Source organism: Rossellomorea sp. RS05, assembly GCF_039822645.1.
In the GTDB taxonomy this organism is placed as follows: domain Bacteria; phylum Bacillota; class Bacilli; order Bacillales; family Bacillaceae_B; genus Rossellomorea; species Rossellomorea marisflavi_B.
This window is the reverse complement of record NZ_JBDKWY010000005.1, coordinates 208,765-230,046: the sequence shown is the minus strand read 5'-3', so window position 1 is coordinate 230,046 and position 21,282 is coordinate 208,765. Positions and strand designations below refer to the sequence as shown.

The 21,282-nt window shown below is 50.0% G+C and carries 19 protein-coding genes; 5 read left to right on the top strand and 14 right to left on the bottom strand.

From position 1 onward, the window contains the following. The first annotated feature begins 679 nt into the window (after window positions 1-679). On the top strand, window positions 680-997 hold the full coding sequence (locus ABJ225_RS14800) for a winged helix-turn-helix transcriptional regulator (protein WP_048007138.1): 318 nt from the start codon (window positions 680-682) through the stop codon (window positions 995-997). A gap of 24 nt (window positions 998-1,021) precedes the next feature. After that, window positions 1,022-1,657, top strand: coding sequence for an NAD(P)H-dependent oxidoreductase (locus ABJ225_RS14795; protein WP_347320925.1), 636 nt, complete (start codon window positions 1,022-1,024; stop codon window positions 1,655-1,657). 143 nt (window positions 1,658-1,800) lie between these two features. Here the strand turns inward: ABJ225_RS14795 and gdh are convergent, their stop codons facing one another. The 8 genes from gdh to ABJ225_RS14755 form a co-directional block, all read right to left on the bottom strand. Beyond that, window positions 1,801-2,586, bottom strand: a complete 786-nt coding sequence (gdh, locus tag ABJ225_RS14790; protein ID WP_056540823.1) for a glucose 1-dehydrogenase — start codon at window positions 2,584-2,586, stop codon at window positions 1,801-1,803. A 45-nt stretch (window positions 2,587-2,631) separates the two neighbouring features. Beyond that, window positions 2,632-3,492: a RhaT/GlcU family sugar-proton symporter gene (locus tag ABJ225_RS14785; protein WP_048007141.1), complete on the bottom strand. Its 861-nt coding sequence runs from the start codon at window positions 3,490-3,492 to the stop codon at window positions 2,632-2,634. Window positions 3,493-4,019: 527 nt separating this feature from the next. Next, entirely contained in the window at window positions 4,020-5,159 is a 1,140-nt protein-coding gene (locus ABJ225_RS14780) for a glycerate kinase (protein ID WP_347320924.1), read from the bottom strand. A 19-nt stretch (window positions 5,160-5,178) separates the two neighbouring features. After that, on the bottom strand, window positions 5,179-6,444 hold the full coding sequence (locus tag ABJ225_RS14775; protein ID WP_347320923.1) for a GntP family permease: 1,266 nt from the start codon (window positions 6,442-6,444) through the stop codon (window positions 5,179-5,181). A 126-nt stretch (window positions 6,445-6,570) separates the two neighbouring features. Further along, window positions 6,571-7,629: a CdaR family transcriptional regulator gene (locus ABJ225_RS14770; RefSeq protein ID WP_347320922.1), complete on the bottom strand. Its 1,059-nt coding sequence runs from the start codon at window positions 7,627-7,629 to the stop codon at window positions 6,571-6,573. Between the two features lie 13 nt (window positions 7,630-7,642). Beyond that, a complete protein-coding gene (locus ABJ225_RS14765) occupies window positions 7,643-9,244 on the bottom strand; it encodes a putative polysaccharide biosynthesis protein (protein ID WP_347320921.1) in 1,602 nt (533 codons plus the stop codon). Window positions 9,245-9,310: 66 nt separating this feature from the next. Continuing rightward, on the bottom strand, window positions 9,311-10,057 hold the full coding sequence (locus ABJ225_RS14760; protein ID WP_347320920.1) for a class I SAM-dependent methyltransferase: 747 nt from the start codon (window positions 10,055-10,057) through the stop codon (window positions 9,311-9,313). A gap of 471 nt (window positions 10,058-10,528) precedes the next feature. Further along, window positions 10,529-11,776 carry an MDR family MFS transporter gene (locus ABJ225_RS14755; protein ID WP_347320919.1) on the bottom strand — a complete coding sequence of 416 codons (1,248 nt, stop codon included), beginning with the start codon at window positions 11,774-11,776 and terminating at the stop codon, window positions 10,529-10,531. A gap of 98 nt (window positions 11,777-11,874) precedes the next feature. Between ABJ225_RS14755 and ABJ225_RS14750 the strand changes: the two genes are divergently transcribed. From ABJ225_RS14750 to ABJ225_RS14740, 3 genes are all read left to right on the top strand, one after another. Further along, window positions 11,875-13,521, top strand: a complete 1,647-nt coding sequence (locus ABJ225_RS14750; protein WP_290032122.1) for an ABC transporter substrate-binding protein — start codon at window positions 11,875-11,877, stop codon at window positions 13,519-13,521. A gap of 82 nt (window positions 13,522-13,603) precedes the next feature. Beyond that, a complete protein-coding gene (locus ABJ225_RS14745; protein WP_347320918.1) occupies window positions 13,604-13,981 on the top strand; it encodes a DUF3221 domain-containing protein in 378 nt (125 codons plus the stop codon). Window positions 13,982-14,046: 65 nt separating this feature from the next. Beyond that, complete coding sequence (locus tag ABJ225_RS14740) at window positions 14,047-14,559, top strand: GNAT family N-acetyltransferase (RefSeq protein WP_347320917.1); 513 nt, start codon at window positions 14,047-14,049, stop codon at window positions 14,557-14,559. Between the two features lie 44 nt (window positions 14,560-14,603). Here the strand turns inward: ABJ225_RS14740 and ABJ225_RS14735 are convergent, their stop codons facing one another. The 6 genes from ABJ225_RS14735 to kdpA all read right to left on the bottom strand — a co-directional run bounded on the left by ABJ225_RS14735 (window position 14,604) and on the right by kdpA (window position 21,246). Beyond that, entirely contained in the window at window positions 14,604-15,251 is a 648-nt protein-coding gene (locus ABJ225_RS14735) for a 2OG-Fe(II) oxygenase (protein WP_347320916.1), read from the bottom strand. 241 nt (window positions 15,252-15,492) lie between these two features. Next, a complete protein-coding gene (locus ABJ225_RS14730) occupies window positions 15,493-15,684 on the bottom strand; it encodes a hypothetical protein (RefSeq protein WP_142245887.1) in 192 nt (63 codons plus the stop codon). A 91-nt stretch (window positions 15,685-15,775) separates the two neighbouring features. After that, window positions 15,776-16,894, bottom strand: a complete 1,119-nt coding sequence (kdpDN, locus tag ABJ225_RS14725; protein ID WP_347320915.1) for a KdpD-like non-kinase potassium sensor — start codon at window positions 16,892-16,894, stop codon at window positions 15,776-15,778. Window positions 16,895-16,916: 22 nt separating this feature from the next. Beyond that, window positions 16,917-17,486: a potassium-transporting ATPase subunit KdpC gene (gene kdpC / locus ABJ225_RS14720; protein WP_290032117.1), complete on the bottom strand. Its 570-nt coding sequence runs from the start codon at window positions 17,484-17,486 to the stop codon at window positions 16,917-16,919. Between the two features lie 24 nt (window positions 17,487-17,510). Then, window positions 17,511-19,595, bottom strand: coding sequence for a potassium-transporting ATPase subunit KdpB (gene kdpB / locus ABJ225_RS14715; protein ID WP_347320914.1), 2,085 nt, complete (start codon window positions 19,593-19,595; stop codon window positions 17,511-17,513). Between the two features lie 16 nt (window positions 19,596-19,611). Further along, complete coding sequence (kdpA, locus tag ABJ225_RS14710) at window positions 19,612-21,246, bottom strand: potassium-transporting ATPase subunit KdpA (RefSeq protein WP_347320913.1); 1,635 nt, start codon at window positions 21,244-21,246, stop codon at window positions 19,612-19,614. Between the last annotated feature and the right edge of the window lie 36 nt (window positions 21,247-21,282).

The window sequence follows — 21,282 nt, the reverse complement described above, 5'->3', positions numbered from 1 at the left end:
CACTCCAACAATAAGAAATAGACATGTGCGGTTACTCAGAGCCAATCATCGAACAGTGCAGTGCAGCGGAGGACGGACGACTCCTTCGGGAATAGAGGCAAGGTTGAGACCCTGCAGGCGCAGCCGAAGCGGCTCAACTGACTCCCCGAGGAAAGCGGCCGGCCGCAGCGAAACGGAACGATCTCTCTACCACCACTCTCCACTCCAACAATAAGTAATAGACATATGCGGTTACTCAGAACCACCCATCAATTGTCGAACAGTGCAGTGCAGCGGAGGACGGACGACTCCTTCGGGAATAGAGGCAAAGTTGAGACCCTACAGGCGCAGTCGAAGCAACTCAACTGACTCCCCGAGGAAAGCGGCCGGCCGCAGCGAAACGGAACGAACCTCTCACTCCTTCTCCCTCATTAAAAAGTGGCCGGGGTTCCTGACTGAAACCGTCCATGCATGTATCCTCCCCTCATAAAGCACCTGCCGAATCAAAACAGAGAACCCTTCCTCCCTTCTCACCTACAAAAAAATATGCAAATTCACTTAAATCCCCGATTCCAGCACATACTAACCGAAACAACCCCATCCAATTCAATGGACAAAATTCGCCAGCCACCACGATTTTCTGTTACAATAAGTACATAAGTTATCTTTTTATCCAACCGTTTGAAAGGGGTTACATATAGTGGAGGACCGACAAGAACTTCACCCTAAAGTAGAGAAAAGCTTCGAACTGATCGGTAAAAAATGGACCGGCTTGATCATTTATGTTTTAATGAGTGGACCAAAGCGCTTCAGCGAACTGAGCGAAGCCATCCCCGCCCTGAGTAGACGATTATTGACCGAGCGCGTCAAAGAATTGGAAGAACACGGGATTGTCATCAGGGAAGTCATAGCGGATCGGCCGATACGATCGGAATATTCACTTACACAAAAGGGGATCGAACTGGGTAACATCCTCGGACCTATCAGCAAATGGGCAGAAAGCTGGGTCCATGACTAACCTCTAATAGAAAGGGTTGACATCATGACCAACGTTCTCTATATCACCGCTCATCCACTCAGTGAAACTGAATCCCTCAGCATGGCTGTTGGTAAAGAATTTTTCGATACATACAAACAGTCTCATCCCGAAGATGAGATCGTTCACCTGGACCTGTATCAAAGTGATATCCCCTTCCTCGACAAGGATGTTTTCAACGGATGGGAAAAGCTCCGCTCCCAAGCATCGCTTGCCGACCTCTCTACCACCGAACGCCTTAAGGTCGGACGCCTTGCCGAACTTGGCGGGCAGTTCCTGCTGGCGGATAAATATATCTTCGTCACGCCCATGTGGAACTTCTCCATTCCCGCCATCATGAAGGCCTACATTGATGCCGTCACCGTATCCGGAAAGACGTTCATCTACACAAAGGACGGAATCCAGGGAATGCTTGCAGGTAAAAAGGCCATCCATATCCAGTCACGGGGTGATATATATTCCGAAGGGCCGGAAGAACCGCGTGAGCTTGGTCATCGGTATATGGAAGTGATGATGGAATTCTTCGGAGTCGCTTCCTTCGAAAGCATCATCATCGAAGGCCAGATGAAATATCCTGAAAGAACGGAAGAAATCAAGGCCAAGGCGATGACAGAGGCTCATGAGAAGGCTCAAACATTTTAATGGACAAAGACACCCGGATTGGGTGTTTTTTATTTATGTAATCTTTGATGGAACACGATTTTAATCTATTACACATTAAAAAGTCGGTACTAAAAAAACACAAAAAACGGGAGGCAAAATGCCCCCCGTTTTCGTTTTTTCTATTAACCTCTTCCTGCTTGGAAAGAAGGATATTTCGTCATACCACCATCTGCGAACAGTGTGATACCAGTTACATAGCTAGCTTCTTTAGAAGCAAGGAATGCCGCAACGGATGCTACTTCTTCCGGTTTACCGATGTAACCCATTGGAATCATGCTTTCAACGTCAGCACGTTGTTCTGGATCGTCGAATTTCTCAGCGTTGATTGGTGTATACATCGCACCAGGTCCGATGTTGTTCACGCGGATGCCTTTAGGAGCATATTCAAGAGCAAGTGTTTCGGTCATCAATTTGATTCCGCCTTTACTTGCTGCATAGTGAACGAATAGCGGCCAAGGAATCATTTCGTGGACAGAAGACATGTTGATGACATTCCCTTTGATGTCGTTTTCTACCCAGTATTTGATTGCTTCACGGCTACCAAGGAAAGCACCAGTCAAGTTTGTGTTGATGACTTTGTTCCAGTTATCAAGAGAAAGTTCGTGAGATGGAACAGGATTTTCGATACCTGCATTGTTGACCATGACGTCAAGCGTACCGAATTCTTTTACAGCTGTTTGTACAAGGTTGATGACGTCTGCTTCTACAGTCACGTCACCTTGGACGATGATGGCTTCCCCACCGGCAGCTTCTACTTCGTTTTTCGCTTCGATTGCTTCTTCTTCGTTTACATAGTAGTTGATGACAACTTTCGCTTGTTCTTGACCGAAACGGACAGCCATTGAGCGTCCAAGACCAGTTGATCCACCAGTGATAGCAACTACTTTACCTTTTAAATCTTCATACATAATAAATTCCTCCTTAGATTGTGTTGATGCTGTACCTATGGATGATTATTGGCTTTTCGTGATTCCGAGAAGGACACCGCCGATGATGATCAGGATGATTCCGAAGATGATTCCGACCATTTGACGTTTGGTTTTCTTCTCACCTAGAAGGAAGATTCCTCCGAGTGTGGAAATAACGATACCCATTTGTGAGAGGGAGAAGCTTGTTGCCACTCCGACTTTCGGTTGTGAGATGAAGAGGAACATATTCCCCGCAGCCCAGATCAACCCTGGAATGATGTTTTTGATTGCATATTTGTTGAATGGCTTATGTCTGTAAGTAAGAATGATTCCTCCGATGAACATCCCGATTGCTTGTGGGAATAGGGCTGTCCAACCATCAACGTCGAATAGACGTGCAACGACAACATATACAAGGTAACCAATGGTTGAAACGATAAGCGTGATGATCGCTTTCTTGAATTGTTTTGAATTCTCTTCGTTCTTTTGTTCCTTGCTCTCCAGTGATGTCAGTACGATTCCGACGATGATACAGATAAGGGCAATGATTCCTAATATGACAGTGACCGCTGTGGACCACTCATTAAATACAATGACACCGAACAATGCAGTTGAAACAAGCTGCATACCGGTTGAGATCGGCATTGTTTTGGAAACACCGATATATTCTATCGTTTTGAGCTGGTTACTTTGACCTACGGCCCAGAATAGACCCGAAACGATTCCGACGATAAAGATGGTTGGTGTTAGAACCGGATGAACAACCAAGAAGATGACAGCTGAGAAGATCAGCGCACCGATTGTTGTTCCTAGTGTCTGGCTATAAGCGCCTCCACCGAGTTTCACATTGAAAAGTACAATGCTCCCCCAGAATATCGCAGGAAGGATGGCTAAGAAAATATCCATGAATGTGAACCTTCTTTCCTAAACTGTTGATGTATTTGTGAGCGACTATTTGTTCACTCAATGTTACTAATAGTAACTAGGTAGAAAAAAATAGTCAATCGATTGAGCTCCTTTTTTTTCTTACCCATTTTCGTAAATATAAACCCTTTCATTTGTGAAATGTTGAGCGTACGCAACAAACCTTGTCATGCTAAGTAATTCAGGATTTGTCAGAAAAAACGGTGATTCCATTTCCTTACATAAATGTGATAATACACGTAATACTCTGACTACTTAAAGTAACCGTTTTCCTTGAAATGGCGCGGTTTTCAGGGGATTTCAAAAGGTTCGAATCACCGGGGAAAACGTAAAATGTAAGCGTTCGATTCTGTCACAAATAAAAAAAATCCACAAAAAAAAACGACCTTTTTTGGAAGGTCGCTACTCTGAAGAAATTGAATTTTTTTGATATAGAGGATGATTTTACACATAATGCATACGTTTATTCGGCCTGATATGGCTTGGCAGTGTGATTGGTTGTCGTGAGTTCATTTACTTATTCCGATCCCCATTTTCAGGACTGCAGCCACGTCCCTAGATGCACGTTCCAGAAGATGCGTTGCCTGACTGAAAGCCTCGGGCAGTTCCATGATCCCGGATACGATTGAAAACAGGGCATCGATGCCGTGGTCATAGACGACCCTACTGTCATCCGTGAGGGAACCGGCGATACCGATCACGGGAATCCCGAACTCCTTGGCAGCCTTTGCGACTCCGATCGGTGTTTTGCCATAAATGGTCTGTCCGTCGATGCGCCCTTCTCCTGTTATGACGAAAGAAGCATTCTTGACGTTCTCACTGAACTTCAAGGCCTTTAGGACAATATCGATACCGCGATTCAGCTCGGCATTCAGGAAAGCAAGAAGGGCAAAACCGAGTCCTCCAGCAGCACCGGTGCCTGCTTTGCTGGCGATCTCTTCACCGCTTGGCGCAATGGAGGCTAGATGGGCAAGGTTTTGGTCAAGGATATCAACCATTTCCGGATCTGCTCCCTTTTGAGGTCCGAAGATCGCAGAAGCACCGGTGGGACCTATAAGGGGGTTGGTGACATCGCATGCCACTTCCAGCTTGACGGAGTCCAACCTGGAATCCAGCAGACTCAAGTCAATGGAACTTATAGCAGAGAGTGCTCCGCCACCCGGGCCGATTTCTTGCCCGTGTTCATTCAAGAACCTGCCTCCGAGAGCCTGTGTCATACCCACACCGCCATCGTTGGTGGCACTGCCGCCAATCCCCACGATGATATGGCTGACGCCTTCATCAAGAGCTGCACGGATAAGCTCGCCGGTTCCCCTAGAGGTCGTGAGCAGGGGATTTCGTTTCGACGGCTCCACTAGATGAAGACCTGAAGCTGCTGCCATTTCAATGACCGCCGTTTTACCGTCACCCAGTATTCCGAAGAAGGCCGGGACGTCCTCACCCAGGGGTCCTGTGACGGAACGTTCCCTGATGGTTCCACCAGTGGCATCCACAAGGGATTGGACGGTCCCTTCCCCACCGTCGGCCATGGGAAGGAGCTGGTACTCAGCATCTGGAATGACGGCTTTCATGCCTTTCTCAATGGATTGCGCCGCTTCCAGCGCGGTCATGCTTTCTTTGAACGAATCAGGTGCGATGACGATCTTCATCATTTTCTCTCCTCTCAGGTTAACCGAAAATCTTGAATACGCCGAACACTAAAGTCGACAGAATGGCCAATGTGAGTCCGACAAGGGATTCATACGGCATGAGTTTAAGGCGCTCTTTCATGCTCATATTCACGCTACCTGCCGTCGCATGGAAGAAGCTTCCGTGCGGCAAATGATCCAGTACGGTGGCTCCTGCATGAATCATGGCCGCTCCGGCCAGGGCGGACACACCCATTTCAAGGATGGTCCCACTGAATACGCTACTTGCAACTGCGGTACCAGCCGTCGTCGATGCCGTTGCTGCCGACATGAAGATCCCAGATGCCGGTGCGAGGAGATATGCTGGCAGACCCGATGCACTGAGGCCATTGATGATGACATCCTTAAGGGTCGAATTCGCAATGATACCAGCAAGCGTTCCCGTTCCAAGAAGCATGATTGCCACTCCCGACATTTTTCCAAGGCCGGATACTGCGTAGTCGTTGATCTTTCTTGTCTTCTTCATAGCAATGGCCCCGATGATCCCGCCAATCGGCAGGGCAACCATCGGATCGATATTGATATCGAACAAAGGGCGAAGGGCCAATAAGAGGATGGCTACAAGTGGTGCCACAAGTGCTGTAATAAAAAGAGGCATGTTCGAGGCGTCAACCACAGCGCTCTCTTCTTGGATGAAGGTTCCTTTACGGGCAAGCTTCTTGGCCACCATGTAGGTGACTGCGAGACCGAATAGAGCCGGAATGATCCCTGCCATCATGATGGATGTAAGGGGAACACCGAACGCATCCGATGCCGCGATGGCATTCGGGTTCGGTGACATGATGTTCCCTGCCTTCCCTCCTCCGATCATGGCAAGGAGAATGGCCGTCCTGGACAGCTTTGCCCGTTTTGCGATGGCAAGGGCAATCGGTGAAACGGTGATGACGGCAACATCTACAAACACTCCGACTGCTGTCAGGATCATGGTGGCGAGGGCAAGGGCAAGGAGTGCTTTTGATTCACCAAGCTTTTTCACGATCGTTTCGGCAATGGACAGTGCAGCGCCTGACTCGATCAGGACACCTGCGAGAACCCCGGCTGCCAAGATACGAAGGACGGCTGGAATGATTCCCTTTGCTCCTTCCATCATAAGATTGACGGTATTGGCTATATCCACTCCACCGATGAGACCACCGATCAGCGCGCCGGCAACCATCCCATAAGCGGGCGGGACTTTTTTAAGTATTAATATGATAGCGATGACAAGGGCACTCACTGCTCCTAAAGCGCTTACAGTAACATCCATTTCTACTCCCCCTCAGACGAATTATTCTCTATGTGATTAATTGTAAGCGTTTTCTAATTTTGATTCATTGGGCAAACGAACAAAAAAATCCAAATATCCTGTCTGGATATTTGGACACTTGCACAGTTAATGTGATTCGTAAAATAGCTTCGCTATGTAGAGCTCCATCAGATCCCTGATCTTACGGGGATCCTTGCACGTCCACTGGTGAATCTTATCCAGCCGATAGCGCAGCGTGTTTCGGTGAATAAAAAGGCGTTCAGCTGTCCGATTGAGTTCACCGTTTTCCTGGATATAGGCATCCAGCGTTTCCATTCCTTCTGTATGTTCTAGCAGGGGGACGTAAAATGAAAAGCGCTCCATATCAGGATTCCGCTCCATCATTTGCAGCAAGAGGACCTCGATCCGGAACTCTTCGTAGGAATAAACCGGCAATCCCGGCCGCGATCTCCGTCCTAATCCAAGAGCATGCTTTCCTTGCTCATAGGATCGTCGCCACTCCCTTGAACTGCTTGCCACCCCTCCGATCCCGACACCACCCGCTACCGACCTGAGACGCCGCGGAACCTTCAGACCTCTTTCCGCCACTTTGAAAAGGATGATTTCATTAGAAGGAGTGACGCCGAGCACATCTCCTTTATCGAGCTCGAATTCTATAGAGCGAAGGAGTTCCTGCCCCGTCGGATCTGTACGTGCTTCCATCACAATGGCGGCACGGGGAAGATCCAGGTCTATCCCCAATGAACCTGCCTTTTCCACGACGGAATCCCCGCCGGTGCCTGTAATCAGTTGGGTGATCATATCGTTTTGGATCCTTTGCTTCCATTGAAATTGCTCAAGAAGGAAGGACTGCTCAAGGACGAGTTCCGCCGACATCTTGATCAGCTCCGCGAAGGCTTGAATCTCTTCCGGCTCACCGGTGATACCCACGACCCCGACAATTTGGCCGTTAAAGGAGATGGGAAAATTGATTCCCGGCTTTACGCCCTCCCTCTCTTCCTTCACTTCGATCTTCCTTTTCTCCTGGAGGACAAGGAGTGCTCCTTGGTGGACATCCCCGATTCTGTTCATATCACCTGAACCGATGATGACGCCTTCTTCATTCATCACGTTGATGTTCCAATCAAGGATGGCCATCGTCCTGTTGACGATTTCCTGAGCCAGTTCCCGGGTCATGACAGCCATATGTTTCACTCCCTTACTTCTTCTTCCTTGCACTCACAATACCTTGCACCACCGGGAACCGCCAGCTTCCTGCAATGAAAACGACCATTCCGACAAGGATCCCTGCGGAGGTGACAATCAGATCGATTCCTTTTTCCCCCATCGTAGAAGGTACAGCGGCCTCTACACCCTTCTCAACTACCAAGACGACCGCAGCCATGACGGCAGTGATGAGTGCGATGGGAACCAACGAAAGAATCAACTTCCTGAAAGAGAGCCCGACTGCCTTCTTGATATGAAGGAGTGTATACAAGACCGATACGCCCATCCCCGCATAGGTCGCGAGGATCGGTCCAACTTCTTTGAACGGTGGCACAAGAAGGATGTTCAGTCCGACTTTTACAGCGATTCCGACAGCAATGGCCCAAACGACTTTCTTCTGCTCATTGATTCCCTGCATGGTCGCAGTCGTCACCGTAAACAGGGCAATGATGATGGCCGCCGGCGCATACCATTCAAGAATGATGCCGCCGAGGACAGCATCGGATGAGGAAGGAAACATCAGCCTGAAGAGATGGCTCCCCACCACACTGAGTCCGATGGCAGCAGGGAAGGTAAAGAACAACACCAGCTGGAACGTCTGATCGATGCTATCCCTTACTTCCTGGATCCTCCCGCTTTCAAACGATGACGTGATCCTTGGGATCAAGGTCATACCAAAAGCAGTCGCCAGTGAGACGGGAACAAGGACGAGGATCTGGGCGATCCCGATATTCCCATTGATAACCTCGACTTTTGAAAAGGCATAGCCGATGTTCATGAACAGGCGATTGATCGTGAACGTATCGATGTTCTGATAAATCGGGATCGTCAAGCCCGTGATCACAAAGGGGATGGCATATCGCGTCAGCTCCTTGAACATAGGAAACACTGCAATCCGCGCATTGCCTACACTTTCATTCATTTGCCTGCGGATCAGGCGGCGTCTTTTCCAGAAAACCCATAAAAGAAGGACAAGTGAGGCCAGCCCCCCGATGAAGGCGGCAAATGTGGCAATCCCAACGGCCCCTTTTACCGTCCCATTCAACACGTTCAGGATGAGGTAGCCCCCGGCAAGGATGAAGGCAATCCGTACCACCTGCTCGATGACCGTACTCATGGCCGATGGCCCCATGGAATCACTCCCCTGGAAGTATCCCCTCATCAAACTCATGGGGGGCACGACGAGCAAAGCGAAACTGACGAGCCGTACAACATAGATCATATCATCCCGTGAGTTCCCTCCTCCCCCTTCACCGAATGCCACCACCACCCAAGGTGCAGAGACGTATAATAGTAGAAACGAAACGATACCGCTGATGATCATGGCAATCAGGCCATAACGGAGCAGGTTCAGCCCTGCGAGGTAGTTGCCCCTTTCGTTGTATTTCGCTACGAACTTGGAAACGGCAAGGGGCAAGCCGACCGTCGACAGGCTGAGCAGGATCGTATACGGTCCGTATGCGTATTTGTACAGGGCATATCCCGTATCCCCTACCAGCAGGGTGAATGGGATGATGAATAGAAACCCGATGATTTTTGAGATAAAGGTGGCAGAGGTCAGGAAAAATGTCCCCCGCATCATCTTCTTGTCCATATGATACTCCTTCTGTGCTCACATCATGAAAAAGGAAGCCCTCCGCAAAGCGAAAGACCCCCTTTCCTAAATCGCTTCCGCTTTGATGACGAAGCGATGCTGACTGGCATGAAAATATCCATCTTTCTCAATCGTGCGATGGATTTCCTCCAGTTTATCCTGAAATCCCTCTACTGTAAATCCCGGGACCTGCCACGGGATCGCCTTCAAATAATACTGAAGGGCACCGATATCATAAAATCGCTGGCCGGCGGTTTCTTCCCGCTTCCAGATCACCTTGAAGCCGTTGGATTCCAGCTCTTTTACAGCCTGCTCCAGATTCCACCCGGAAAATTCTGAATTCAATGGCACCGCGAATGCATCGTTCAGCTCAAAGCAGTCGCAGCCTCCCACCTGCTGGGTAAGGAAAGTGCCTCCGGTCCGAATCACCCTTCTCACTTCACGTGCAGAAAAGGATTCGTGTTGATTGATAATCAAGTCAAACTCTCCTACGTCAAACGGAAGATCATGATCAGAATCGTAAGCACGCACGTCCACTCCGAGCGGTTCCAGTCTCGCTTTCGCCACGGGTACGTTCGGCGGGTAGCCTTCTGTTGCACATATCCTGGGTGGGAATGGCTTCAGCATAGAGAGGAACTCTCCTCCGCCGGTCCCCATATCCAGCATGGCCGAAGCCTCCCGCATCAGGGGAAGCACCATGCTTCCATACGACCAGGAAAGCCCGTCACTCTTCATTCGACCCGTTTCGGTTATATAAGAAAAATCCCAGCCTTCAAAGGCCTCATCTTGTTTCATCCATTGCTCCATCTTCATATCAGATTCCCTCCATTTTTTTAATCATACCGGGGTATTCCCCAGCCCTGGAGGTCCTCTGATCCATAGACAGCGTTGTTATGGCTCGTACTGATTCGGCATATTGGTCGCTCCTTCATTACATTTATATTTTGGTAGTGAAATTGATTAAGTCCGTCAACTATCGGTTAGTACAGTGGATACAAAAATCAAAACGCCCCATTCTTTGACTCTCCCTTTACTAGGTAGAAAAGTGGATATTATCTACGCAATAAGAAACCAAGCCTCATCTTTTGCACAAGTGCAGTGCAGCGGAGGGAGGCCGACTCCTGCGGGAATAGAGGGAAGGTTGAGACCCTGCAGGCGCAGCCGAAGCGGCTCAACTCCCTCCCCGCCGGAAAGCGGCCTTCCGCAGTGGAACGAAACGTCTCAATATTTCACTAATACTCCAATAGAAAGATTATTTAGAAAAATTATACCAATCCAATCTACTTAACTCAACACCGAACCACTCACCCGCTTTTTGGCTTTAAGGCCGAATAGTCCGGTATAAACCAAGGCCGTACCGATCATGACAAGCGCGCCCATGTAGACCGACATCATGGTCGGGATCAGGAAGGCACCGAGTATGATGGTGGAGCGGGCGATAAGGTCGGCTCCGCTGAATGAAAGGTTCGAGAAAGCGGAGTAAGAGCCACGCTTATCGTCCGGGATCATATTCGCCTGCTCGGCATTCCGGATCGGTGAATAGATCAGCTCTCCGATCGTCGCAATCAGATTGAACAGGATCAACACGTACCAGGTGTTAGCCGATGTGACCACTGCATATCCCAATCCGTAGATCAGGAGACCGATGAGGATACCCTTCCGCTTCGAAATTTTATCGGTCCACCTGTTGACGAAGAAAGTCAAAAAGACAACTAGAAGCATGTTTTCAATGTTCAAGAAGCTAAGCATCCTGACCCCTGCAACTTCAAAGCCACCGACCGTGACGCTCCTGAACTCTTCAGCAAGACGGATACCGATATAACTGTTCAGTGAAAACTCTGCAGCCAAGATGAAGGTGGTGCCTGCGACCACTTTCACGAACGCAGAATCTTTGAACGCAATCCGATAATTGTTGATGAGGTCGACCAGTACATTCTTGTGCTTTTTTTCCAAGAACCCCTTGAACTCGTCCTTCAGCCAGATGCCATAAGCGACGGGAATGATGGTTGAAGTGACGGTCAGCATGATGAACAGTTCCTGTTTATGATGAAGGTATAGCAGCCCTCCAAGGGCGGCGCCGATTGCCATGGATAGGTTGATGAGCCAGTAGTCGAGTGCATAGACGGCCTTCCGGTTTTCAGGAGTCGTCGAATCGATGATGATGGCGTGCATGGCGGGCCAGCCTAGACTGCTCGTGATAATGAATAAGATGTACGCTCCTGCAAACACGATGATCCATTTCTCTTCAGGGAAAAGGCTGACGGTCATAAGGAGGAAGCAGGCTGCATTCAGCCACGAGGTAACGAGGAGCACCCTTTTGCGTGAAAATCGGTCAGATACATATCCGCCAATCAAATTGACGATGAAACCGATGATGACGGTGGCAATCAGGAACATTCCCGCCCATATTTTGTTCATTTCGGTAGCAAAGAATAGGGCCATGAACGGCATGACGGCAGATGAAACGGCACGATTAAAGAACGATGTAATCATCCGTACTTTGATGTTTTGTGGGTATTCCTTCCAACTCATATTGTTCCCTCCTCTTGTTTCTTGTATAGTAAACGAGACAGAGAAAGTTAAAAACGGACAGTTTCCTAGCCACATGTCCCCTTTTAAGGAGGAAACCGATGAATCAGCTCTTATTGAAGCTATGGAAAGCATGCCCCACGGGGGAGGTTCGCATGGAAGAAGTAGCAGACATCCTCGAACTTAGTCGCAAGCAAACGACGAGAAAAATAAAAAAATGGGAAGAAGACGGTTTCCTGATGTTTTCTCCGGGTAAAGGACGTGGACATCTTTCACAACTTGAGTGGAAAGTGAATGTGGAAGAGAGCTTTGAATTGGAAGCCATGAATCGCATGGAGCATGAACCGGTGGAAAGCTTGTCGGCATACTTCACGTACGACTGGTCACCGGATACACGCCATCGTCTCATGGACCAATTCGCCACAAGATTCGGGTATAGCCAGGAAGGACGCGACAAGCTGATCATTCCGAGGCGGCATTTGTTCCGTTCCTTCCATCCTCTGGAGGCCGCCGACGCCCAAAGTGCACATCTCGTCGCCAATATCTATAATCGCCTTGTATCCATTACGGAAAACGGAGAGTGTCTGCCGGAGCTCGCACACAGCTGGGATGAGTTTCCGGATAAGCTACGTCTTTATTTAAAGAAGGACGTACGATTCCATGATGGGTCTACAATGAAAGCAGAGGATGTCCAGCGCTGCCTCGAAAAAATGGGCAAGCACCCTGTCTACCGGGAGTTATGGATGCCTGTGGAAAGGATCTCAATTCCTGGACCGCTGATCATCGAGATCCACCACCCTAAAGGATGCTCCTATGCCTTGCAGTTACTGAGCATGATGTGCGCAAGCATCTATAAGGAGACGGCAGAAGGGCCGATCGGGACGGGCTGTTTTTATCTTGTGGAAGATACGTTGGATAAGACTGTCCTTCTTGCGTTCAGGGATCATTTCAGGGAGCGGCCGCTCCTGGACTCCTTGGAATTCGTCAAGGTGGAGCCGGACTTCCCCGTCCAGTACCAATCTCAAACGGAGGATCCCGCATCCATCGAAGTCGAGAGCGATTCCGGCTTTGGCATTATTGTCATGAACGCTTACAGGGATACCGATATCCGCCGTCAGGAAGTCAGGACCTACCTTCATCACATTTTAAGATGGCATCGCGACCGGATCGTTGACTTTCATCCGAGGATTACACCGATTCGAGGCGGCTGTCTGAAAGGACACGAAGTGAATCCTGATCTACCTGACGTTTCACGTCCCACGTTCACGGCACCGTTGATCATCAGAGCAACAGGCTATACGACAGATTCTACCCGCTGGCTCCAGCAGGTCTTTGATGAAGAAGGGGTACCCTATGAAGTACACTGGTTCACCTTTGATGAGGTGGTCACCAATCACCCCCGGGCATTGGAGTCGGATCTTTTTATCCATGGTGAAATCTTCGAAGAAAATGAGGATCTTTCATTCTATCATTTTCTCATACATGGCTACTCCCCACTCCACCCGGTTCTAAAGCCTCTTGGTGAATGGAAGGAGAGACTGGACGTATACAGCCAGACCCCTTTCACGGAATGGAGAGCCCTTCATGAAGAGAATGAAAGGAAGCTCATGGAAGATTCCCTCATGATCCCCCTTTACTATGTGAAGCGGGCGATCCCATTTTCGACGGATCTTATGAATATCCACATCCGGCATTTCGGATATGTGGATTTCTCCAAGATGTGGATACGCCCCTCTGTACAGGCATGACCATATCCAGAAACATAGCATTACCCACCTGCAGGAAAACGTGATAGATTGGACATACATTACCCAATAGGAGAGATGAATCGTGAGAGTACTGTTTGTCACCCTCCCCCTTGCCTCCCTCCTCTTCACCGGAGGCTGCAGCCTCTTCGAAGAAGGAGAAGAACCGGCTGCACCTATTGTGGAGCAGGAGCTTCAAGAAGCCGAAGGGGTGTTATTCTATGAAAATCCAAAAGAGAAAAAAGCCCTCATCGTGGATGAATCATTTGATGAAGACGATCTGAACCTCCCATTGAAGGAGATCAAGAAAAAATATGATTTATGGTATGTCACGATTAAAGAGCCTGTGATGCTGAAAGATCTGCCTTCTGGCTCACATGTGAAGATCCGCTATCAGGAGATGCTCGGGTCTGATCCTAAATCTACTGCAGCCGAGGAAATTGATGTCGTTCCTGGCTCTTGAGAACACTCTTTTACCCATTACAGTACTGTTTGGATTAGACAAAATTATTAATAAGGAAGTGTTCCATGATGGTTTCTATTCAACTGAGGGAACTGCGCCAAACGGACTGGCAGGCGGTGCACCGGTACGCTTCCATGGAAATCGTCAGCCGGTATCAGCCTTGGGGACCGAACAGCGAGGAAGAGACCCGGCAGTATGTGGATGAGGTTCTGCGGGATGCAGCGAAGAAAGACCGGACGCGTTTTACCTTTGCCGTCATTCTGGAAGTTGAGCTGATCGGATGCGGGGAGCTTACCATTTGTGACCGCGCCAACCTTACTGGGGAAATCGGCTACATTCTCCACCCCGAGCACTGGGGGAAAGGGATTGCGACCCTCCTGGCCAAGAAGCTATTGAACATCGGCTTCCACGAACATGGTCTGCACCGAATTCAAGCCACCTGTGATCCGGCCAATGCCGGCTCCATGAGGGTGTTGGAGAAATGCGGAATGACACGTGAGGGCAGGATAAGGGATCACCTTAAGATGAATGACGGATGGCGGGATTCACTTCTATTCGGCAAGCTGGAGCACGAATAAGGCTGTGCACCCATGGGTGCACAGCCTTTTATTCTTCTATACGATCAATCGATCCGCTGCCTTCTCATCCACTGGGTCGCGGCCCATTTGTCACCGATGATGACGGGTCCTCCACCGTGAAGGGTCATGTCATTGAGCTCCTGGTTATCATAGAAGTACTCGAAGTAGACCGCCATCCCTTTTTGCGGAGACACGGAAAGGTTCAGTTTAGGAAAATACGTTTCTCCCCCTTGTTCCACATCGTTCAGATACATCACAAGGGTACTGATCCGAGGGTTCTTCACCGGTCGTGATGAAGAGAAAAAGTCAAAGTGGGCCTTGTATTCCTGGCCGATTTGATAATTGAGGATCTGTAATCCTTCTCCGTGGCTTTCAGGGATGTTCATGATCTGGGATACGCGTCTTGACACCCGCGAGACCACTTCATTCTCCCCTTCTTCAAGGAACGTACTGCTGCTCGTGCGGATTTGATCCACTTCGCGGACCTTCCCGATCTTGGATCTGTCCATCCGGTCCTTTGATACCTTGATGAGTTCATCGCATTCTTCATGGCTCAGGACGTTCCCGAGAATGACGACAAGCGGCTCTTCTACTCTGGCAATAATGGAAATCTCTCTGTCTTCTGTTACGATCTTATTCCCTACATGAGGGAAGATCGTCTGTTCTTTAACCCCTATTTCCTTTGTGTGCATGATCATCGTTCTCCCTATTCAAATTTCACAAAGACGGCACGCCGCTTTACTAAAAAGCGCTTTCAATTCTAAGTTGAAAGCAGGCCTCGATTCCCCTCTGTACAGGAGGGTAGAGATTAACTTTATTTTACTTCTACCGGAAGATTATGACTATGGTTTTCTTTAAAATAATCAATGACTACTAGGGATTGCTCATGAGGTTGTAACATTTCCAATGTAAAAAAGCATGGTGGCCCCATGCTCATTCTTTGCATTCACCACTCCACTCGCCAAACCATCCGCCTTCTTTTTCAATACTCGGTAATTTGCCGCTGCTGTAACAAGCATCGGCGAAGGCATCTATTTCCTTATGGACCGTATAACTATGGAAAAAGGCATTTCCCATAAAAAAGAAGATACCTAAGGAAAGGACCAATCCCCATTTCTTATCCATTCTCCACTTAGTTGGTTTGATCAAAACCATCATCCTCCACTATTTATGGATATTTATCCCATCATAACATAATGGCACCGTCTATGAAACATTATCTTCCATCTGCCACAATGTGAATATCCATGTTGGAGGACTCCCTCATGATGCGATTGATGATGGACCCTTTGCGGATTTCCTCCCAACGCGACCGTGCGGATTGGCCTAATAGAATCTGGGTGACGTTGTGTCGGAAGGCTACATCCACGATGACGGTCGCTGCGTGTCGTTTCCCTCCATCTTCCACGATCATGATGGCTCCGAACTGATTGGCAAGGGTATGCCACTCCTCGATTTTCTTTTTCTGTTGTGGCGAGAGGGTACTGGCTTCAACGACTGTGAGGATGACCAATTCTGCCTTTAAACGATCCGCCATCCTCCAGCCCCTTCTGATGAGTTTTTCTGCTGTCGGACCATAGTGAACGCAGACAAGGATCCGTTCATGGACGCCGGTCGGGGCGCTCCCCCCTTTCATCCGTCCGTCCACATCATCTGCAAGCTCTCGAAGAGACAGTTCTCTCAGTGCTGATAGATTAGAAGAAGTAAAGAAGTGCGACAGGCTTTGTTCGATTTTCTGCGGGGGGTAGATCCTTCCTTCCCTCATGCGCTTCCTGAGCGTCTCAGGCGTGATATCGATGAGCTGGATTTCCGCCGCCTGCTGAATGAAGGTGTCCGGCACCCTCTCCCGGACCGTGATGCCTGTGATCCTCTGAACGATGTCGTTCACACTTTCAAGATGCTGAATGTTCATGGCGGACCATACATCGATGCCTGCCTGAAGGATTTCTTCCACATCCTGATACCGTTTCACATGCCTCGCACCCGGGACGTTCGAATGGGCCAACTCATCGATGAGGACGATTTCCGGTTTACGCTCCTTGATTCCGGTTACGTCCAGTTCGTGGAACACTTTCCCTTTATACTGTACCTGCTTAAGCTGGACCTGCTCCAGACCCCCGATGACGTCAGCCGTTTCCTTGCGGCCATGGGTTTCGATGAGGCCGACGACTACATCCCTTCCGTCCCGCCTCCACTGGGCAGCATCCTGCAGCATCTTGAACGTCTTCCCCACACCGGGTGCAGCTCCCACATAAAGCTTCAATCTTCCCAGGGAGGAACGGTGGATCTCCTCAAGGATTTCCTCCGGTCTCTTCTTCCTGAAATATGGATTCATACACTTCCCTCCATAAGGATGATCATTCCTTTTTCAGTGCCAGGTTCAACAAGAGCACGTTCACCCGCCTCTCTCCCAGGAACCCCAACTCTCTTCCTTCTGTGTGATCTTCTATCAGCTCTTTGAGCCTGCTTTTGGATATGGATGTAGCACCCGCAATACGATCAACCTGGGCCAGGGCCGCTTCCGGACTGATATGAGGGTCAAGGCCCGATCCGGAATCGGTCATAAGATCCATCGGGACTTGATCGAGCGGCACGCTTGGATTCTCCTTCTTCCATTCTTGCAGGGTTCCCTCTACACGCTTGATCAGTTCCGGATTGGAAGGAGCATAGTTGTTGGAGCCCGATGCCGCTGCATCATATTCAATAGCCGATACCCTGCCGTGAAACAATCCGGGATCTTGAACGTTTTGTCCGATGAGCGCAGAGCCAACCGGGTGGCCGTTTTCATAAATCAGGCTTCCATTCGCCCTTTCAGGCATCAAGAGTTGGGAAATCCCCGTCGCGGCAAGGGGATAAAGCAGCCCCCCAAGGATCATCGTCATGATGCTGACCCGGATGATCGGGCCAGCCAATCGTTGTTCTACCATTTTTCACGCCTTCTTCCGAATAGATTAGATTACAAGGGACATCATCAAGTCGATTACTTTTATTCCGGCAAATGGGGCCAGCATCCCACCGATTCCATAGATCAGCAGATTCCGTCTCAACAGGATATCCGAGCGCACCGGCTTATACGCCACCCCTTTCATGGCCAAGGGCACGAGAAGGGGAATGATGATGGCATTGAAGATCAGGGCTGACAGGATGGCTGCGACGGGAGACGATAGCTTCATGATATTCAGTGCTTCCATCTCTGGGATGGCCGTCATGAACATGGCCGGGATGATGGCAAAATATTTGGCCACATCATTGGCGATGCTGAAGGTCGTCAAGGCTCCCCTTGTCATGAGCAGCTGTTTGCCGATGGAAACCACCTCGATGATCTTCGTCGGGTCAGAGTCCAGATCCACCATATTGGCCGCTTCTTTCGCCGCCGTGGTCCCGCTGTTCATGGCGAGTCCGACATCGGCCTGGGCGAGGGCAGGCGCATCATTCGTCCCGTCCCCGGTCATGGCAACCAGCTTGCCCTGTGACTGTTCAAACCGGATCACCTCGATCTTATCTTCCGGTTTACACTCGGCAACGAACTCATCCACTCCCGCTTCCCTGGCAATCGTTGCCGCCGTCAGCGGGTTATCACCTGTACACATCACAGTCTTGATCCCCATCTTCCTCAGCTGCTCGAATCGCTCCTTCATACCAGGCTTCACGGTATCTTTCAAATAGATCAGTCCGTAAATCCGATCATCCATGGCAACGGCAAGGGGAGTCCCGCCTTCCCCGGCTATGGCTGTCGATTTCGCCTCCAAATCGGCTGGAATGGATCCACCTTGGGCTTTCACCCAGGCCTTCACCGCATCGACTGCTCCTTTTCTTACCCTTCGACCGTCAGGAAGATCCAACCCGCTCATCCTCGTCTCAGCCTTGAAGTCGATGAATGTACCACCTGTGACCTCGGGGATGACGACTCCTCTTCCCTTCAAGAGCTCCAGCACCGACCGTCCCTCGGGCGTCTCGTCTTTCAGGGAACTCATTCCTGCCCAGTAAGGAAGCTCTTCTTCCCCTTCCCCAGCCGGAATGATATCACTTGCCATCCGGTTCCCGAATGTGATCGTCCCTGTTTTATCAAGGATGATCGTGTTGATATCCCCGGCTGCTTCCACCGCCTTACCGGACATGGCCAGCACATTGAACTGTGTGACCCGGTCCATCCCGGCGATTCCGATGGCCGATAACAGCCCGCCGATCGTCGTCGGGATCAGGCATACGAGCAGGGCAATGAGGACTTCGGTATCTATCTGGAACCCAAGGTAGTTCGTGAAGAACGGGAGGGTCATCACCACGAACAGGAAGATCAATGTCAAACTGGTCAGGACGGTATTCAAGGCAATTTCATTCGGTGTTTTTTGACGCTCGGCCCCTTCCACAAGGGAAATCATCCGGTCCAGGAAGGATTCTCCCGGGTTGCTCGTAATCCGGATGGTGATGCTATCACTGACAACCCTCGTTCCTCCCGTCACGGAGTTGAAGTCCCCTCCTGCTTCCTTCATCACGGGAGCTGACTCCCCGGTAATGGCGGATTCATCCACCGATGCGATGCCTTTGATCACTTCTCCGTCCCCCGGTATCCATTCCCCCTGGGATACGATGACAATATCGTCGACTTTCAGTTTGTCAGAAGGCATGTGGCGGATCGATCCGTCCTTCATCCTGACGTTAGCGATCATATCCTGCTTGGACTTCTTCAATGCCCCGGCCTGGGCCTTCCCCCTCCCTTCGGCCAAAGCCTCGGCAAAGTTGGCAAACAATACCGTAAAAAGCAGGATGAGTGCGACCGAGAGAGAGAACCATATTCCCGTCCCTCCTGGGCTTTGTGGTAAAAACACCTGGATGAAGGAGATGAAGAACCCGATTTCCACTACGAACATGATGGGATTCTTGACCATCCTTCTAGGGTCCAGCTTCATGATTGATTCTTTAAGTGCGTTCCATAGTAACGATGAGCCCTTGCTATTCTTTTCAACAGAAGGCGACGGCACCTCTCTTGCCGGTGAGATGATGTCCTCCTCCTGATCCTTCAACAAATGGTTTCCCATTTCTTATCCCTCCAGCTTATAGTGTTAAATATTCTGCAACAGGTCCCAGCACGAGGACCGGAAAAAACGTCAGCGCTCCCACGATCATGATCGTCCCCACGAAGATGGTGCCGAATAGGGGAGAATCTGTACGGAAGGTTCCGATGCTTTCCGGAACAAGCCGCTTCTTGGCCAGGGATGCAGCGACAGCGAGCATGGTAATGACTCCGAAGTACCGCCCGATGAACATGACGATCCCCGTGGAAATGTTCCAAAATGGCGTGGCATCCCCCAGGCCTTCAAACCCTGATCCATTGTTGGCAGCAGACGACGTGAATTCATACATGACTTGCGTCAGTCCGTGGAACCCTTGATTGGAGATGGCATCCGTCCCTGCATGAACATAAAGGGCGATGGCCGATGCACCAAGTATGAGGAGCGGTTGGATCAGCATGGTGACGGCTATGAGCTTCATCTCGCTGGCTTCGATCTTCTTACCAAGGAACTCCGGAGTCCTGCCCATCATCAATCCCGATAGGAAAACGGCGATCAGGACATACATGATGACATTGAGGAACCCGGCACCCACACCACCGAATACGGCATTGAGGAGCATATTGGACAGAGCCAGCATCCCGCTCAAAGGCGTAAGCGTATCATGCATGGTATTGACCGCACCCGTCTCTGAAGCCGTCGTCACCATGGCATACAGGATCGACTCCCCGGGACCAAACCGTACTTCCTTCCCTTCCATGCTCGCCCCATGGATCCCGAGAGCATTCAATTCCGGGTTCCCATGGGATTCCGCCACCATGGCCAGAGAGAGCATGACAACGAACATCATCATCATCGAGACGAATAAGAGACGCCCTTGTTTCTCATTCCCGATCATCCTTCCATACGCGAAGGGAATCGCCGTAGGCAGAAGGAACATCAAAAGGATTTGGAGCATATTGCTGAACGACCCCGGATTCTCAAAAGGATGAGCCGAGTTGACTCCGAAGAATCCACCACCGTTGTTCCCGAGCTCCTTGATTGATAAGAATGAGCCTACGGGACCCCGTGCTATCTCCTGACTCCCACCATCCACGGTCTGCACGGTAACAGATGGTGAAAGCGTCTGTGGTACCCCAAGTGCCACGAAGATCAAGCCGGTGATGAACGCGAGGGGCAATAGCACCCTGGTGATGGAACGGATGAAATCAACGAAGAAATTCCCCGCCCCCTTTCCGGCTAACAACCGGATAAAGGCCATCACCCCGCTCAACGCGGTTGCAGGTGCCGCGAACATCATGAAGAGAACGCCCGCCATCTGGGCGAGATACGACAAACCGGTTTCACCGCTGTAGTGTTGAAGATTGGTATTCGTCATGAAGCTGATGGCCGTATTAAAAGCAAGGGACGCATCCATCCCTTTGATCCCTGCCGGATTCAGGGGAAGTACCCCCTGAAGTCTGAAAACCAGGTACACAAGCGCGATCATGAATACGTTCGTCAGAAGCAGGGAAGCAGCATACCTCTTCCAAGTCTGATTGATCGCCCGGACACCACCGAGCCGGAAGAGGATGTTCTCTGCCGGGAGGAATACCCGGTCAAGGCGCGTCCGCTCCGTATTGAATGCCTGTGCAAGATAGAGCCCTACAGGCTTTGCCAATAGAATGACAATGAACATGATAAGTACAACTGAACCAATCGTGGAAACCACTTT